The sequence below is a fragment of the Streptomyces poriticola genome (genome assembly GCF_036689765.1).
GTDB classification, from domain to species: Bacteria; Actinomycetota; Actinomycetes; order Streptomycetales; family Streptomycetaceae; genus Streptomyces; species Streptomyces poriticola.
On record NZ_JBAGKH010000006.1, the window covers coordinates 65,457 to 80,575 of the forward strand.

Here is a 15,119-nt window from a genome sequence, read left to right on the forward strand (position 1 = left end):
TCGCTCTCGGGGCGCGCACCCTAGGCGCTCAACCGGCCGCTGATCCACCGCAGCGTCGGGGGAATCTCGCGCCGCCAGGTATTGAAGTTGTGGCCGCCGCTTTCCAGGATGATCGAGGAGATCCGGGTACGGCCGGTGGCCTTCACCCGCTCGATGAACTCCCGTGTGTCCCGGTAGTTGGACTCTCCGGACCTGCTGCTGGTGACCAGCAGTGAAGTGTCCGGCGCCGGCCGGTGCCGGAGGGTCCACCACAGATCGGCGCGACGGCGCAGCTCCACGTCGCCGTGGAAGAGGTCACCGGTGGTCGCGTCGGTCGGCGCGTCGTAGTAGGCGGACAGCCCGGCCCCGGCTGCATAGACCTCCGGATGGTGCATGGCGAGCTTGAGCGCGCAGTAACCGCCCGTCGAATTGCCGATGATGCCCCAGCTGCCCCGCTGCTTGCCCGTCCGGTAGTGGGCACCCACGGCCTCGGGCAGATCCCGGGCGAAGAACGACTCCGTCTTCGGGCCGCCGTCCGGGACGTCCACGCACTCCGTGTCGCGCGGCGGCGCCACCGTCGGCCGCAGCATCACCAGGATCATCGGCTGCATCCGGCCGTCCCTGGCCAGCTCCAGGGCCGTACGCGGATAGCGCAGCTTGTCCACCAGCGCCTCGGCCGTGCCCGGATAGCCGGTGAGGACGACGGCCGCCGGGAACCTCCGGGTGCGGTGGCGGTCCTGGAAGTACTCCGGCGGCAGGTACACGTAGGCGGGCGTCGCGATCCGCGTCGTACGTCCGACGATCTCGATCTTCTGGATCTGCCCGCCGGACTCGGGCCGGGTCCCGCCCGCCGTCTGCACCCGGCGGGTCTCGACCACCCGCAACGGCCCGCCCGCGGCACCGCCCGCATGGTCGACGACCACGCCCTGGCCGGTCTCCCTGCCGAACAGGTCCGCCCAGCTCGCGTAGAACCCGAACGACTGGTTGGCGACCAGCCCGACCGCGGCGAACAGCGCCGTCTGCGTGGCGAACAGCAGCCCGACCCGCCCGCAGACGGTCCGCCAGGACCGCCGCGCGAGCCGTGGCCACAGCCACACCGTGCCGACGAACAGCAGCACCGCGGACAGCACCGCCAGCGCCAGCATCTTGTTGCTCGTGAGACCCATGTCCGCCTACCTGCCCGCGCTTTCCGTCGCCTCGTACGCCTGCCGTACACCTGTCGAACGGCCGCTGTACTCCTGGGTGTGACGTCGCAGTGCCGGGCGGGAGTGAACCTCTGCCGCCGAGACGCCGTCCTAGAGGGCGCAATGTCGCCGGATGCCCGAATCGGCACCGGATCCAACGTCTCTCGCAGAACTACGGGATGCGATGTCTGTCAGGACAGATGAGGAAATGTCGGGTGCGGTTCCGAGGCCCAAGAGCCCGGGCGGACCGGGCGGACCGCGTCACCTGGTCCGCGCCGTCCGCCGGGTTCGGCGCGGCCCGCGCCCGGAGGCCGTCCCCGTCCTCGTCGCCAGAGCCTGCGCCCTGGTCGGCCTGCTGGACATCGCCGCCGGGGTCTTCCCGCGGTTCCGGCACAGCCGGATGCACGCCCTCGCAGAGGTGCTGCCCGGCGCGCTGGGCCCCTTCGCCGCCGCCCTCTCGCTCAGCGCCGGCGTCCTGCTGCTCCTGCTCGCCCACGGCCTCAAACGCGGCAAGCGGCGCGCCTGGCGGGCCGGTGTGGCCCTGCTGCCGATCGGCGCCGTCGCCCAGTTCGGCTACCGGCACTCCGTCGTCGGCGTGGTGATCTCCCTGGCGCTGCTGTGGGCCCTGCTGCGCCATCGCGACCAGTTCGCCGCGCTGCCCGACCCGCGCAGCCGCTGGCGGGCACTGGCCAACTTCGTCCTCATGGGCGCCGGTTCCGTCCTCCTCGGCCTGCTCGTCGTCAGCGCCCACCCGCACCGCATGGTGGGCGACCCCAGCCTCGCCGACCGCCTCACCCACGTGTTCTACGGCCTGTTCGGCGTCGAGGGCCCGGTCGGCTACCAGGGCTCCACCTCCTGGACCGTCGCCTTCTCCCTCGGCGCCCTCGGCATGCTCACCGCCGTCACCACCATCTACCTGGCCTTCCGCCCCGAGCACCCGGCCGCCCGGCTCACCGAGGAGGACGAGGCCCGGCTGCGCGCCCTGCTCGCCAAGCACGGCGCACGCGACTCCCTCGGCCACTTCGCCCTCCGCCGCGACAAGGCCGTCGTCTTCTCCCCCAGCGGCAAGGCCGCCGTCACCTACCGCGTCGTCTCCGGCGTGATGCTCGCCAGCGGCGACCCCATCGGCGACGTCGAGGCCTGGCCCGGCGCCATCGAACGCTTCATGGACGAGGCCCGCGCCCACTCCTGGACCCCCGCCGTCATGGGCTGCTCCGAGACCGGCGGCGAGGTCTGGACCCGCGAGACCGGCCTCGACGCCCTCGAACTCGGCGACGAGGCGGTGGTGGACGTCGCGGATTTCTCCCTCGCCGGCCGCGCGATGCGCAACGTGCGCCAGATGGTCAAGCGCATCGAGCGCGCCGGTTACGAGACCCGGGTACGGCGCGTGGCTGACCTCGGGGAGAACGAACTCGACCGCATCCGCCGCGCCGCCGACGACTGGCGCGGCACCGACACCGAACGCGGTTTCTCCATGGCCCTGGGCCGCATCGGCGACCCGGCCGACGGCGACTGCCTGGTGGCCACCGCCCACCGGCCCGACGCCGAGCCCGGCGAGTACGGCGATCTGAAGGCCGTCCTGCACTTCGTGCCCTGGGGCCCCGACGGCGTCTCCCTGGACCTGATGCGCCGCGACCGGTCCGCCGACCCCGGCATGAACGAACTGCTGATCGTCGCCGCTCTCCGGGCCGCCCCGAAACTCGGCATCGCACGGGTCTCGCTGAACTTCGCGATGTTCCGCGCGGCACTGGCCCGCGGCGAGAAGATCGGCGCGGGACCGGTGCTGCGGGCCTGGCGCGGACTGCTGGTGTTCCTCTCCCGCTGGTTCCAGATCGAGTCCCTGTACAAGTTCAATGCCAAGTTCCGGCCCCGCTGGGAACCCCGCTTCGTCGTCTACCGCACCTCGGCCGACCTGCCGCGCATCGGCTTCGCCGCCATGCAGGCCGAGGGCTTCGTCAGTCTCGCCCCGCCCCTGCCGCGCTTCCTGCGCCGCCGCTCCGCCGGCCCGCGGCCGTGCGCCCACCGGCTGCCGGAGGGCGACGTCCGGGCGGCGTGATACCGCTGCCGCGGATCGGACGCCAGCACGAGGGCGGCCGGGTGCTGGCCCTAGGCTGAACACATGAGCAAGCAGACCGGCCGCCGCCCCGTGGCGGGACTCACCGTATGGGACCGCTGCGCGGTCATGGGGGTCGTCAACGTCACCCCCGACTCCTTCTCCGACGGCGGTCGCTGGTTCGACACGACGGCGGCCGTCAAGCACGGCCTGGACCTCGTCGCCGAGGGCGCCGACCTGGTCGACGTCGGCGGCGAGTCCACCCGCCCCGGCGCCACCCGCGTCGACGAGGCCGAGGAGCTGCGACGGGTCGTCCCCGTGGTGCGCGGACTGGCCTCCGAGGGCGTCACGGTCTCCGTCGACACGATGCGCGCCGAGGTCGCCCGGCAGGCTCTCGCGGCGGGCGCCGTCCTGGTCAACGACGTCAGCGGCGGCCTCGCCGACCCCCGCATGATCCCGGTCGTCGCCGACACGGACGCGCCCTTCGTCGTCATGCACTGGCGCGGCCTGCTGGAGGGCGGCAACGTCCACGGTGTGTACGAGGACGTCGTCACCGAGGTCGCCGACGAGCTGCACGCGCGCGTGGAGGCCGTGCTGGCCGGCGGCATCGCCTCCGAGCGGATCGTCGTCGACCCCGGCCTCGGCTTCTCCAAGGACGCGCAGCACGACCTGACCCTCCTGGCCCACCTCGACCGGCTGCTGGCCCTCGGCCACCCCCTGCTCGTCGCCGCCTCCCGCAAGCGCTTCCTGGGCCGGGTCCTCGCCGGGCCGGAGGGCGCCCCGCCGCCCGCCCGGGAGCGCGACGCGGCCACCGCCGCCGTCTCGGCGCTCGCCGCACGGGCCGGCGCCTGGGCGGTGCGCGTGCACGAGGTGCGCGCCACGGCAGACGCGGTACGGGTCGCGCGCGCCGTCGAGGGAGCCCGGTGAGCGCCCCCCACACCGACGTCGAAGAGGTCGAGGCCGCCAACACCGCCTTCTACCAGGCCGTGGAGGAGGGCGATTTCGAAGCCGTCTCCGGGCTCTGGCTGACCCCCGCCGACCTGGGCGTCGACGAGACGTACCACGACCCGGCCGACGCGGGCGTGATCTCCTGCGTGCACCCCGGCTGGCCGGTGCTCACCGGCCGCGGCGAGGTCCTCAGGTCCTACGCCCTGATCATGGCGAACACCGACTACATCCAGTTCTTCCTCACCGACGTGCATGTCTCCGTCACCGGCGACACCGCCCTGGTCACCTGCACCGAGAACATCCTCAGCGGCGGCCCCGCCCCCACCGGCGGGGACGAGCTGGGACCGCTCGTCGGACAGCTCGTGGTCGCCACCAACGTGTTCCGGCGCACGCCCTCCGGCTGGAAACTCTGGTCGCACCACGGCTCGCCCGTCCTGGCCGGAGAAGACGAGCAGGACGGCGAGGAACCACCCTCCTGACGGGGTAGGCGGGCCACAGGCCCCTCGCGGGACCAAGAAGTGGTTGGAATCACGGACCGGCGGGTAGGGGCGGCTACCAGCCCGTGAGTCACCGCCTTCGCCTGGGGAAACCCGGGGTGAGACCTCCCGGCCCGCGCCCCGTCCCCCGCCCCCGCGGCCCGGCGCTGTCGGTGCCCGCGGGTAGATTCGACTGCAGGCCGGCGTCGCGCCCGCACGCGCTGCACGGCCGAACCGACGACTGCAGGAGTGATTCGCGTGGATCGTGTCGCGCTGCGCGGCCTGAAGGCCCGCGGGCACCACGGTGTGTTCCCCGAGGAACGCGAGGCGGGCCAGACCTTCCTCGTCGACGTCGTCCTCGGCCTGGACACCCGGCCGGCCGCCGCCGACGACGACCTGGCGAAGACCGTGCACTACGGCATCGTGGCCGAGGAGGTCGTGGCCGTCGTCCAGGGCGAGCCCGTCGATCTCGTCGAGACCCTCGCCGAGCGCATCGCCCAGGTCTGTCTGCAGCACGAAGGGGTCCGCGAGGTCGAGGTGTGCGTCCACAAGCCGGACGCCCCGATCACCGTCCCCTTCGACGACGTGACCGTCACCATCACCCGGAGCCGAGTATGACTGCCTTCACCAAGGGTCCCAGCGACCCGACCGTACAGCCGGTACCCGCCTCCGTCACCGAGAAGGTCGACGCCGCCGACACCACCCTGTCCAACCCCAAACGCGCCGTGATCTCCCTCGGCTCCAACCTCGGCAACCGCCTGGAGACCCTCCAGGGCGCCGTCGACGCCCTGGAGGACACCCCTGGCCTGCGCATCAAGGCGGTCTCCCCGGTCTACGAGACGGAGCCCTGGGGCGTCGAGCCCGGCAGCCAGCCGTCATACTTCAACGCCGTCGTGATCCTCAAGACCACCCTCCCCCCGTCCTCCCTGCTGGAGCGGGCGCAGGCGGTCGAGGAGGCCTTCCACCGGGTCCGCGACGAGCGCTGGGGCGCCCGCACCCTCGACGTCGACATCGTCTCCTACGCCGACGTCGTCTCCGACGACCCGCAGCTCACCCTCCCCCACCCGCGCGCGCACGAGCGCGCCTTCGTCCTCGTCCCCTGGCACGATCTGGACCCCGAGGCCAGGCTGCCCGGCCGCGGCCCGGTCGCCGACCTGCTGGACACCGTCACCCGTGAGGGCGTCGAGGCCCGCGCCGACCTGGAACTCCGGCTGCCCGAGTAGTCGTTAAGGTCGACGAGCGACCACGCGCCGGGACGGCTGCGTGCGGGGATGCGAAGGGACACCGTGAAAGAGCTGCGCATCAGGGTGCTGGCCGGCGTGTTCGTCGTGGCCGGAGTCCTGTCCTGGGCGGGCGCCCGCCTGTGGAACGCGATCGGGACCCTGCCGAGCGTCCCCCTGGCGTCTCCCATCGTGCTCGCCGTGATCGCCGTCGTGCTGCTGGCCACGGCGCTCTCCCTGCGCGCCCGCCTCAAGGCCCAGCGGGAGCGCCGCCCCGAGGCCAAGGGCGTCGACCCGCTGATGGCCGCCCGCGCGGTCGTCTTCGGGCACGCCAGCGCCCTGGTCGCCGCCCTCGTCGCCGGGATGTACGGCGGCACGGGCGTCTTCCTCCTGGAGTCCCTGGAGGTCCCGGCCCGCCGGGACCAGGCCATCTACGCCGGGTTCTCGGTCCTGGCGGGCATCGGCGTCATAGCGGCCGCCATCTTTCTGGAGCGCGTCTGCAGACTCCCGGAGGACGAGGACGACGACCACCCGGGCGCAGCCTCTCCGGCGTGAGCGCCGACGGCGTCAGCGGGCCGTGCCCCTGAGCGGGCCATGACCTCAGCGAGCCATGACCTCAGCGGGCCACGACCTCAGTGGGCCATGATCAGGCTCATCGCCTCGTTGCGCGTCGCCGCGTCCCGCAGCTGGCCGCGCACCGCCGAGGTGATGGTCATGGCACCGGGCTTGCGGATGCCCCGCATCGACATGCACATGTGCTCGCACTCCACGACCACGATCACGCCCCGCGGCTCCAGTATCTCCATCAGCGAGTCCGCGATCTGTGTGGTGAGTCGTTCCTGCACCTGTGGCCGGCGGGCATAGACATCCACCAGCCGGGCCAGCTTCGACAGGCCGGTGATCTTTCCGGTGGTGGAGGGGATGTACCCGACGTGAGCAACGCCCCGGAACGGGACCAGGTGATGCTCACATGTCGAATACACCTCGATGTCCTTCACGAGCACCATCTCGTCGTGACCGAGGTCGAACGTGGTCGTCAGCACGTCCTCGGGCTGCTGCCACAGACCCGCGAATATCTCCTTGTACGCCCGTGCCACCCGCGCCGGTGTCTCGCGCAGGCCCTCGCGGTCCGGGTCCTCGCCGACCGCGATCAGCAGTTCGCGTACGGCGTTCTCGGCCCGCTTCTCGTCGAACTCGCCGATCGGGCCCTCGCCGTCCAGCGTCACGGGGTCGGTCATGTGGTGCCTCGTTCCTGTCACTGTCGTGCCTGCGCACACGGCACGACGAAAACTGCCGTGCCCCCCAGGCTAGAACCAAGGGGGGCACGGCATACATTCCGGGCCTGGTGGGGCGGCCGGGAGAGCGGTCAGCTCTCCGGGCGCTCCTCCGGGGCCCGCTCCGGTGCCGGGGCGGGCTCCGCCGTGGTGCTCTTGACGGTGCTGATGGCCGGTGTCGCGCCGTTGGCCCCGTTCGTCAGTGCGAGCTCCTTCGGGGAGAGCACCGGCGGGCGAGTGGACGGCGTGCGCCGCGAGGAGCCGGTCCAGGCGGGCCGGGGCGGGCGCTTGACGATGGGGGCGAAGATCTCGGCGATCTCCTCCTTGCCCAGGGTCTCCTTCTCCAGGAGGGCCAGGACCAGGTTGTCGAGGACGTCGCGGTTCTCGACGAGGATCTCCCACGCTTCGTTGTGCGCGGTCTCGATGAGCTTCTTGACCTCTTCGTCGACCAGCGCGGCGACCTCTTCCGAGTAGTCGCGCTGGTGAGCCATCTCACGGCCGAGGAACGGCTCGCTGTTGTCGCCGCCGAACTTGATCGCACCGAGGCGCTCGGTCATGCCGTACTGCGTGACCATCGCGCGGGCCAGACCGGTGGCCTTCTCGATGTCGTTCGCGGCGCCGGTGGTCGGGTCGTGGAAGACGAGCTCCTCGGCCGCCCGGCCGCCCAGCATGTAGGCGAGCTGGTCCAGCATCTCGTTGCGCGTGGTGGAGTACTTGTCCTCGTCCGGGAGCACCATCGTGTAGCCGAGGGCCCGGCCTCTGGACAGGATGGTGATCTTGTGGACCGGGTCGGAGTTCGGTGAGGCCGCCGCGACCAGGGCGTGTCCGCCCTCGTGGTACGCGGTGATCTTCTTCTCCTTGTCCGACATGATCCGGGTCCGCTTCTGCGGGCCGGCCACCACGCGGTCGATCGCCTCGTCCAGCATGTGGTTGTCGATCAGCTTCTGGTCGCTGCGGGCCGTCAGCAGGGCGGCCTCGTTCAGCACGTTGGCCAGATCGGCGCCGGTCATGCCGGGCGTGCGGCGGGCGACGGCCGACAGGTCCACGTTGGGAGCGACCGGCTTGCCCTTCTGGTGGACCTTGAGGATCTCCAGACGGCCCTGCATGTCCGGGCGGTCGACGGCGATCTGCCGGTCGAAGCGGCCGGGGCGCAGCAGCGCCGGGTCGAGGATGTCGGGCCGGTTGGTCGCGGCGATGAGGATCACGCCGCCCTTGACGTCGAATCCGTCCATCTCGACGAGCAGCTGGTTCAGGGTCTGCTCGCGCTCGTCGTGACCGCCGCCGAGGCCGGCGCCGCGGTGGCGGCCGACCGCGTCGATCTCGTCGACGAAGACGATCGCGGGGGCGTTGGCCTTGGCCTGCTCGAACAGGTCACGGACCCGGGAGGCGCCGACACCGACGAACATCTCGACGAAGTCGGAACCGGAGATCGAGTAGAACGGGACGCCCGCCTCGCCCGCCACGGCGCGCGCGAGCAGGGTCTTGCCGGTGCCGGGGGGCCCGTAGAGCAGCACGCCCTTGGGGATCTTGGCGCCGACCGCCTGGAACTTCGCCGGTTCCTGGAGGAACTCCTTGATCTCGTGGAGTTCCTCGACCGCCTCTTCCGACCCGGCGACGTCGGTGAACGTCGTCTTGGGGGTGTCCTTGGTGATGAGCTTGGCCTTGGACTTGCCGAAGTTCATCACGCGGCTGCCGCCGCCCTGCATCTGGTTCATCAGGAACAGGAAGACGACCACGATCAGGACGAAGGGCAGCAGGGAGAGCAGGATCCCGACGAACGGGTTCTGCTTGGACGGCGAGACCGTGTAGCCGTCCGGGATCTGTTCCTGCTGGTACTTGTTCTGCAGCGTGTCGGCCAGGTCCTTGCCCTGGTCACCGATGTAGCTCGCCTGGATCTTCGAGCTGCCCTCGACCTTTACGCCGTCCTTGAGCTGAACCTGGATGCTCTGCTCGTCACCGGTGGTCAGCTTGGCCGACTCGACCTGGTTCTGGTTGATCGCCTGGACGACCTGGCCCGTGTCCACCGTCTTGTAGCCGCCGGACGAACCGACGACCTGCATCAACACGACCACGGCAAGGACGGCCAGCACGATCCACATGACCGGCCCACGGAAGTATCGCTTCACGTCCATCCACACGGAGCGGTGCCGCCCCGTCCCTCCTGCCATAGTGAGTTTGATAAGACAGTTCTTCCGACGGTACCCCAGCCGGGCCGCGCGTAGCCGCACGGGACGCCTGGCAATCCCGTCTGCATGCTCCAACGGCGCGAGGCCCTCCAGGGTTCCCGGCGCCGTGGGAACCGTCCCGGAGGCGGTCAGCCGCCGTAGACGTGAGGCGCGAGCGTACCGACGAACGGGAGGTTGCGGTACTTCTCGGCGTAGTCCAGGCCGTAGCCGACGACGAATTCGTTGGGGATGTCGAAGCCGACCCACTCCACGTCGATGGCGACCTTGGCGGCGTCGGGCTTGCGCAGCAGCGTGCACACCTTCAGGGAGGCGGGCTCGCGCGAGCCGAGGTTGGACAGCAGCCAGGACAGGGTCAGGCCGGAGTCGATGATGTCCTCGACGATCAGGACGTGCTTGCCCTTGATGTCGGTGTCCAGGTCCTTGAGGATCCGCACGACGCCGGAGGACTGGGTGCCCGCGCCGTAGGAGGACACGGCCATCCAGTCCATGGTGACCGGGGTGGACAGCGCCCGGGCCAGGTCGGCCATGACCATCACGGCGCCCTTGAGGACGCCGACGATGAGCAGGTCCTTGCCCGCGTACTCCGCGTCGATCTTCGCGGCCAGCTCGGCCAGCTTCGCGTCGATCTCTTCCTTGGTGATGAGTACCTGCTGGAGGTCGGCACCCATGTCTTTCGCGTCCACCCGCATCACTTTCGGTCGTGCCCCGGCGTGCTTGCACGGCTTGCGCGGCTCCGCGTGCGCAGCGCCTGCCGGGGTCCGGATTCAGCCTTGCCGAATCACCAGTCTGCCACCCTGCCGCTGGGCGACGACCCGGCCGGGGAGGTTGATGGCCTTCTGGCCGCGCCAGCCGGTGATCAGCCGGTCGACTTCCTCGATGTGGCGGGCGAAGAGCGAGCCGGCCGGGGCACCGGCCTCGATGGCGGCGCGGCGCAGGATCCGGCGGCGCACGGCCGGGGGCAGCGCGTGCAGCTTGCTGCACTCCAGGCGGCCCGCGGCGTCGCGGACGCCGGGCTCTGCCTGGCGGGCCCAGGTGTCGAGGGCGTCGGCGTCGTCGCGGGAGAGCTGGGCCGTCCGGGCGAGGGCCTCGACGACACCCTTGCCGAGCGCCTTCTCCAGGGCGGGCAGGCCTTCGTGGCGGAGCCGGGAGCGGGTGTAGGCGGGGTCGGCGTTGTGCGGGTCGTCCCAGACCGGCAGGGACTGGACCATGCAGGCCTTGCGGGCGGTCTGCCGGTCGAGCTGGAGGAACGGGCGCCGGTAGCGGCCGCCGGCCCCCGAGACCGCGGCCATGCCCGACAGGGAGCGGATGCCGGAGCCGCGGGCGAGGCCCAGCAGGACCGTCTCGGCCTGGTCGTCGCGGGTGTGGCCGAGCAGGACGGCGGCGGCGCCGTGGCGTTCGACGGCGGCATCGAGGGCGGTGTAGCGGGCCTCGCGGGCGGCGGCCTCGGGGCCGGCACCGCGGCCGACGGACACGGCGGTGGACTCGACGGGGTCCAGGCCGAGCTCGCGCAGCCGCTGGGCGACCTCCGCTGCGCGCAGGTCGGAGCCGGGCTGCAGGCCGTGGTCGACGGTGACGCCGCCGGCCCGGACACCGAGCCGGGGGGCCTCGAAGGCGAGGGCGGAGGCGAGCGCCATGGAGTCGGCGCCGCCGGAGCAGGCCACGAGGACGAGCGGCGGCGGGGACGGGTCGCGGGACTGGTGCGGGGCCTGCGGCTCGAGCTCGAGCGGAGCCTGCGGCTCGGGCACGGCGTACGGATCACGCCCGGCGTACGGCTCGGGCACGGCGTGCTCCTGCGCCGGCCGGCGTGCGGGCGCGCGCGTCGCCGCGGTCGGCGCGTACGAGGCCGCGGGCGCGCGCGAGGCGGCGGCGTGCGAGACCGCGCAGGCCGAGGCGCGCGGCAGTTCGGCGGCACCGCCGGGGTGCTCGCCGTGGTGTTCGATGAGGATGTCGTGGAGGACGCGGCGGACCGCCAGGCGTATCGCCGCGACCGCAGGATGGGGACCCATGTCCGGTGCCCTTCATGAAGTTTTCGGGGGGTGTACCCGCGTTCTGTCACGCAGAGTGTGTAGATGGTGACAGAAACGGGGCGTTCCCCGAGCATTGCACGCCTGCCGGGGGCTCACGGTCCCTCGGACGGGTGATTGAAGGGGCGTTCGCCTGCCGTCGGCCGAATTCCGTTCGCGCCCTCTGCGCATCGGTTCACCCCTCGGGCCTGCGATGCACCCGCGCGATCCAGTCCGCCGGTTTGGCGATCTCCGCCTTGGTCGGGAGGGTGTTCGGGGAGGTCCACACCCGGTTGAAGCCGTCCATGCCGACCTGGTCGACGACGGACCGGACGAACCGCTCGCCGTCCCGGTACTGCCGGAGTTTGGCGTCCAGGCCCAGCAGTTTGCGCAGCGCCAGGTCGAGCCGGGAGGCGCCCTTGGCGCGGCGCTGCTGGAACTTCTCGCGGATCTCGCCCACGCTCGGTACGACCGCGGGACCGACGCCGTCCATGACGAAGTCGGCGTGCCCCTCCAGCAGGGACATCACGGCGGTCAGCCGACCGAGGATCTCCCGCTGGGCGGGGCTCTGCACCAGCTCCACCAGGGACCGGCCGCCGTCGTCCTGCTCGCCCTCGGGCCGGCCGCCGGCCAGCGCCTGGGCTGCCTCGCGGACCCGTTCGAGCACGGTCATCGGGTCGACGTCGGTCTCCGCGAGGAAAGACTGGATTTCGCCCTCGAGGTGGTCGCGCAGCCAGGGCACGGCCGTGAACTGGGTGCGGTGGGTCTCCTCGTGCAGGCACACCCACAGCCGGAAGTCGTGCGGCTCGACGTCGAGTTCGCGCTCGACGTGGACGATGTTCGGGGCGACGAGGAGCAGCCGGCCGCCGCCGTTCTCACCGGCGGGGAGCTCTCGGGTGGCCGGGGCGAAGGTCTCGTACTGGCCGAGGACGCGGGAGGACAGGAACGACAGGAGCATGCCCAGCTCGACGCCGGTGACCTTGCCTCCGACGGCGCCGAGGACCGCGCCGCCGGCGGTGCTGCCGCGACGTTCCTGCATCTTGTCGAGCAGGGGTTTGAGCAGTTCGCGGAAGCCGGCGACGTTGGCCCGGACCCAGCCCGGGCGGTCGACGACGAGGACGGGGGTGTCGTCGATCTCGTCGGAGGCCATACGAGTGAAGCCCCGGACGTGTTCCTCCGAGGCCTTGGCATGCCGCCGTAGTTCCGCGACGACGGCACGGGCCTCGTCACGGGTGACCTCGGGGCCTGGTCGGACCAGTCGGGTCGCGGTCGCCACCGCGAGGTTCCAGTCGACCATCCCGGAAGATGCAGCACCACCGATGCTCGTCATGTGTCAACCGTACGTGAGCGCTGCCGCCGGGGGCAGGCTGTGCGGAGCGGGGCCCCCGGGGGGTGCCCGCGTCGGCAAGGGGCGCGCGTGCGTCGAGCCGTGGCCCCGCGTCGTCGGCCCGAGCCCGCCCTCCCCCGCCGCCGGAACCCGTCGGGGCACCCTGCGGACCGGAACCCGTCGGGGCACCCCGCGGACCGGGGAGCGGGGGGCACCGTCCGCTATGTGCAGCCGCAGTCGGCCAGCGTGGTGGCCAGGTCGTCGAGGGTCGAGCGGGCGGCGGGGACGCTCGCCGTGCCGTTGCTGAGGAAGGCGAAGGCCAGAGCGCGCCCGTCGCGGGTGACCACCGTGCCGGCGAGGGTGTTGACGCCGGTCAGGGTGCCGGTCTTGGCGCGGACGACGCCGGCCGCGCCGTCGTCGTAGCGGTCCGAGAGCGTGCCGGTGAAGCCGGCGACGGGGAGGCCGGTGAGGACCGGGCGGAGTTCGGGGTGGGCCGGGTCGGCGGCCTTGACGAGCAGGCTGGTGAGGACGTCCGCGGTGAGCCGGGCGGTGCGGTCCAGGCCGCTGCCGTCGCGCACCTCGACTCCCGTGAGCGGGATGCCGAGCTGCTCGAGCCGGGCCTCGACGGCGGCGGCGGCACCGGCGAAGTCGGCGCGTTTGCCGGTCGCCAGCGCCGTGTGCCGGGCCAGCGCTTCGGCGAGGTCGTTGTCGCTGTTCGTCAGCATCCGCTCGACCAGGGCGGACAGCGGCGGCGAGGAGACCGTGGCGAGGGTCTCGGCGCGGTTGGTCGCCTTGGAGGGGCCGGGGGGCGTCGTCCCGATGCCGTGCTCGGCCAGCAGGCCGGCGAAGGTGCGGGCCGCGGCGTCGGCCGGGTCGGGGGCTCGCTCGACCTGGCCGCGGGTGGAGTCGTCGGGGCGGGCCTCGTCCACCATCAGGGCGGTGACGGGGGCGAGGTTGGGGTTGACCCCGATCGGGTGCTTTGCGTCACCGGCGTAGAGCGTCGTGTCGTACGACAGCGTGACCTGGTGCAGGTCGCGCTGCTTCAGGGCGGCGGCGGTGCGGTCGGCGAGGGTGCGCAGGTCGGCGAGGCCCCGTGCGTCGGCGCGGGCGGTGAGGAGGGGGTCGCCGCCGCCGACCAGGACCAGTTCGCCGGTGTCGGGTGCGAGGGCGGTGCGGGTGGTGAGGCGGTGGTCGGGGCCGAGGGCGGTGAGGGCGGCGACCGCGGTGGCGATCTTGGTCGTGGAGGCCGGGGTCAGGGGGGCGCCGACGGCGGTGCCGTAGAGGCGCTTGCCGGTGGCGAGGTCGACCACCGAGGCCGCGTGCCGGGAACCGAGGGCCGGGTCCGTCATCAGGGGTTCCAGGGCCTCGGCGAGGGCGGGCCCGTGGGGTGCCGGCCCGACGCCGCCCGTGCCGCCGAGGCCGGCCAGGACGGCGGCGGCGCTGGGGGCCGGGCGGGGCGCTCCCGGCGTCGTACCGGAGCCGGTGGATCCGGAGCCGTGATCTGTGCCACCCGCGCCGCCCAGGGCGACGGCCCGGTCCCGCTCGGCCGTACGCTGACCCGTGGAGTCCCAGGGGCCTGCGGCGGTCACCACTCCGGCGGCCAGTGCCAGCCCGGCGGTGGCGGCGCCCGCGGTGTACTGCCAGGTCTTCGGCCCGGTGATCCGGGTGAGCCGCGGAGTCGTGGCCCGTGCGAACCACGCGACCCGTGGTCTGGCGGCCCGCGCGACCCGGACGAGACGCGGTCGGACGGCGCCCGCGGCCCGCGCCACATGCGGTCTCGCCGCCCGCCAAGGCCTCAGCTCCGGCACGACCACCAGCCCCTTTCGCGATCACACACCTGCGTGAGGGACACTTAACCACCAGAACTATGTGCTGATCATGGAGGAGCGTCCGGTGGAGTTCGACGTCACGATCGAGATCCCGAAGGGTTCGCGGAACAAGTACGAGGTGGACCACGAGACGGGTCGGATCCGCCTGGACCGTCGGCTCTTCACCTCGACCGCCTACCCGACCGACTACGGCTTCGTCGAGAACACCCTCGGCGAGGACGGCGACCCGCTGGACGCGCTGGTCATCCTGGACGAGCCGACGTTCCCGGGCTGTCTGATCCGCTGCCGTGCGATCGGCATGTTCCGGATGACGGACGAGGCGGGCGGCGACGACAAGCTGCTGTGCGTCCCGTCGACGGACCCCCGGGTGGAGCACCTGCGTGACATCCACCACGTCTCGGAGTTCGACCGCCTGGAGATCCAGCACTTCTTCGAGGTCTACAAGGACCTGGAGCCCGGCAAGTCGGTCGAGGGCGCCAACTGGGTGGGCCGCACGGACGCCGAGGCCGAGATCGAGCGTTCCTACAAGCGCTTCAAGGAGCAGGGCGGGCACTGAGCCGCCCGGCTGCCACCGGGCAGCCGTCCGGCAGTCGTCGCTTCGATCGCTCCCCTCCGGAGCGATGGACGGGCCGCACGCGAA

General features: G+C 72.2%; 14 protein-coding genes and 1 pseudogene. 7 read left to right on the forward strand and 8 right to left on the reverse strand.

Features of this window, described 5'->3' with window-relative positions:
- Window positions 1-20 precede the first annotated feature (20 nt).
- Entirely contained in the window at window positions 21-1,145 is a 1,125-nt protein-coding gene (locus V5O46_RS12155) for an alpha/beta hydrolase (RefSeq protein ID WP_332884563.1), read from the reverse strand.
- Between the two features lie 202 nt (window positions 1,146-1,347).
- Between V5O46_RS12155 and V5O46_RS12160 the strand changes: the two genes are divergently transcribed.
- From V5O46_RS12160 to V5O46_RS12185, 6 genes are all read left to right on the forward strand, one after another.
- Entirely contained in the window at window positions 1,348-3,219 is a 1,872-nt protein-coding gene (locus V5O46_RS12160; protein ID WP_332884564.1) for a phosphatidylglycerol lysyltransferase domain-containing protein, read from the forward strand.
- Window positions 3,220-3,282: 63 nt separating this feature from the next.
- Window positions 3,283-4,143 carry a dihydropteroate synthase gene (gene folP, locus V5O46_RS12165; RefSeq protein WP_332884565.1) on the forward strand — a complete coding sequence of 287 codons (861 nt, stop codon included), beginning with the start codon at window positions 3,283-3,285 and terminating at the stop codon, window positions 4,141-4,143.
- On the forward strand, window positions 4,140-4,643 hold the full coding sequence (locus V5O46_RS12170) for a nuclear transport factor 2 family protein (RefSeq protein WP_332884566.1): 504 nt from the start codon (window positions 4,140-4,142) through the stop codon (window positions 4,641-4,643). Before folP ends, V5O46_RS12170 begins: the two co-directional genes overlap by 4 nt.
- A gap of 255 nt (window positions 4,644-4,898) precedes the next feature.
- Complete coding sequence (gene folB, locus V5O46_RS12175) at window positions 4,899-5,258, forward strand: dihydroneopterin aldolase (protein WP_332884567.1); 360 nt, start codon at window positions 4,899-4,901, stop codon at window positions 5,256-5,258.
- Window positions 5,255-5,863, forward strand: a complete 609-nt coding sequence (folK, locus tag V5O46_RS12180) for a 2-amino-4-hydroxy-6-hydroxymethyldihydropteridine diphosphokinase (protein WP_332884568.1) — start codon at window positions 5,255-5,257, stop codon at window positions 5,861-5,863. The genes folB and folK overlap by 4 nt, the downstream gene beginning before the upstream one ends.
- 63 nt (window positions 5,864-5,926) lie before the next feature.
- Window positions 5,927-6,415: a DUF3180 domain-containing protein gene (locus tag V5O46_RS12185; protein ID WP_332884569.1), complete on the forward strand. Its 489-nt coding sequence runs from the start codon at window positions 5,927-5,929 to the stop codon at window positions 6,413-6,415.
- Window positions 6,416-6,492: 77 nt separating this feature from the next.
- Here V5O46_RS12185 and folE read toward each other — a convergent pair whose 3' ends face one another.
- The 7 genes and pseudogenes from folE to dacB all read right to left on the reverse strand — a co-directional run bounded on the left by folE (window position 6,493) and on the right by dacB (window position 14,464).
- Window positions 6,493-7,098 (reverse strand): GTP cyclohydrolase I FolE, encoded by a 606-nt coding sequence (gene folE / locus V5O46_RS12190; protein WP_332884570.1) that lies wholly within the window; start codon window positions 7,096-7,098, stop codon window positions 6,493-6,495.
- Between the two features lie 128 nt (window positions 7,099-7,226).
- Window positions 7,227-9,266: an ATP-dependent zinc metalloprotease FtsH gene (gene ftsH / locus V5O46_RS12195; protein ID WP_332884571.1), complete on the reverse strand. Its 2,040-nt coding sequence runs from the start codon at window positions 9,264-9,266 to the stop codon at window positions 7,227-7,229.
- A 182-nt stretch (window positions 9,267-9,448) separates the two neighbouring features.
- A complete protein-coding gene (gene hpt, locus V5O46_RS12200) occupies window positions 9,449-10,009 on the reverse strand; it encodes a hypoxanthine phosphoribosyltransferase (protein WP_332884572.1) in 561 nt (186 codons plus the stop codon).
- A gap of 75 nt (window positions 10,010-10,084) precedes the next feature.
- A complete protein-coding gene (gene tilS, locus V5O46_RS12205; protein WP_408648983.1) occupies window positions 10,085-11,101 on the reverse strand; it encodes a tRNA lysidine(34) synthetase TilS in 1,017 nt (338 codons plus the stop codon).
- Window positions 11,102-11,326 (reverse strand): annotated as a pseudogene (locus tag V5O46_RS31900) (tRNA lysidine(34) synthetase TilS); the annotation flags it as partial.
- A 193-nt stretch (window positions 11,327-11,519) separates the two neighbouring features.
- The gene (locus V5O46_RS12210) at window positions 11,520-12,653 is read right to left on the reverse strand and encodes a zinc-dependent metalloprotease (protein ID WP_332884574.1); all 1,134 of its coding nucleotides are present in this window, start codon (window positions 12,651-12,653) and stop codon (window positions 11,520-11,522) included.
- Window positions 12,654-12,871: 218 nt separating this feature from the next.
- The gene (dacB, locus tag V5O46_RS12215; protein ID WP_332884575.1) at window positions 12,872-14,464 is read right to left on the reverse strand and encodes a D-alanyl-D-alanine carboxypeptidase/D-alanyl-D-alanine endopeptidase; all 1,593 of its coding nucleotides are present in this window, start codon (window positions 14,462-14,464) and stop codon (window positions 12,872-12,874) included.
- Between the two features lie 79 nt (window positions 14,465-14,543).
- On the opposite strand from dacB, the gene V5O46_RS12220 reads away from it, so the two are divergent.
- On the forward strand, window positions 14,544-15,035 hold the full coding sequence (locus tag V5O46_RS12220; RefSeq protein WP_029394330.1) for an inorganic diphosphatase: 492 nt from the start codon (window positions 14,544-14,546) through the stop codon (window positions 15,033-15,035).
- Window positions 15,036-15,119 lie beyond the last annotated feature (84 nt).

Coding starts and splice junctions, on each gene's coding strand:
- folK (WP_332884568.1), top strand. CDS start 5,255: ATGACTGCCTTCACCAAGGGTCCCAGCGACCCGACCGTACAGCCGGTA.
- folE (WP_332884570.1), bottom strand. CDS start 7,098: ATGACCGACCCCGTGACGCTGGACGGCGAGGGCCCGATCGGCGAGTTC.
- V5O46_RS12155 (WP_332884563.1), bottom strand. CDS start 1,145: ATGGGTCTCACGAGCAACAAGATGCTGGCGCTGGCGGTGCTGTCCGCG.
- V5O46_RS12160 (WP_332884564.1), top strand. CDS start 1,348: ATGTCTGTCAGGACAGATGAGGAAATGTCGGGTGCGGTTCCGAGGCCC.
- V5O46_RS12210 (WP_332884574.1), bottom strand. CDS start 12,653: ATGACGAGCATCGGTGGTGCTGCATCTTCCGGGATGGTCGACTGGAAC.
- hpt (WP_332884572.1), bottom strand. CDS start 10,009: ATGCGGGTGGACGCGAAAGACATGGGTGCCGACCTCCAGCAGGTACTC.
- folP (WP_332884565.1), top strand. CDS start 3,283: ATGAGCAAGCAGACCGGCCGCCGCCCCGTGGCGGGACTCACCGTATGG.
- ftsH (WP_332884571.1), bottom strand. CDS start 9,266: ATGGACGTGAAGCGATACTTCCGTGGGCCGGTCATGTGGATCGTGCTG.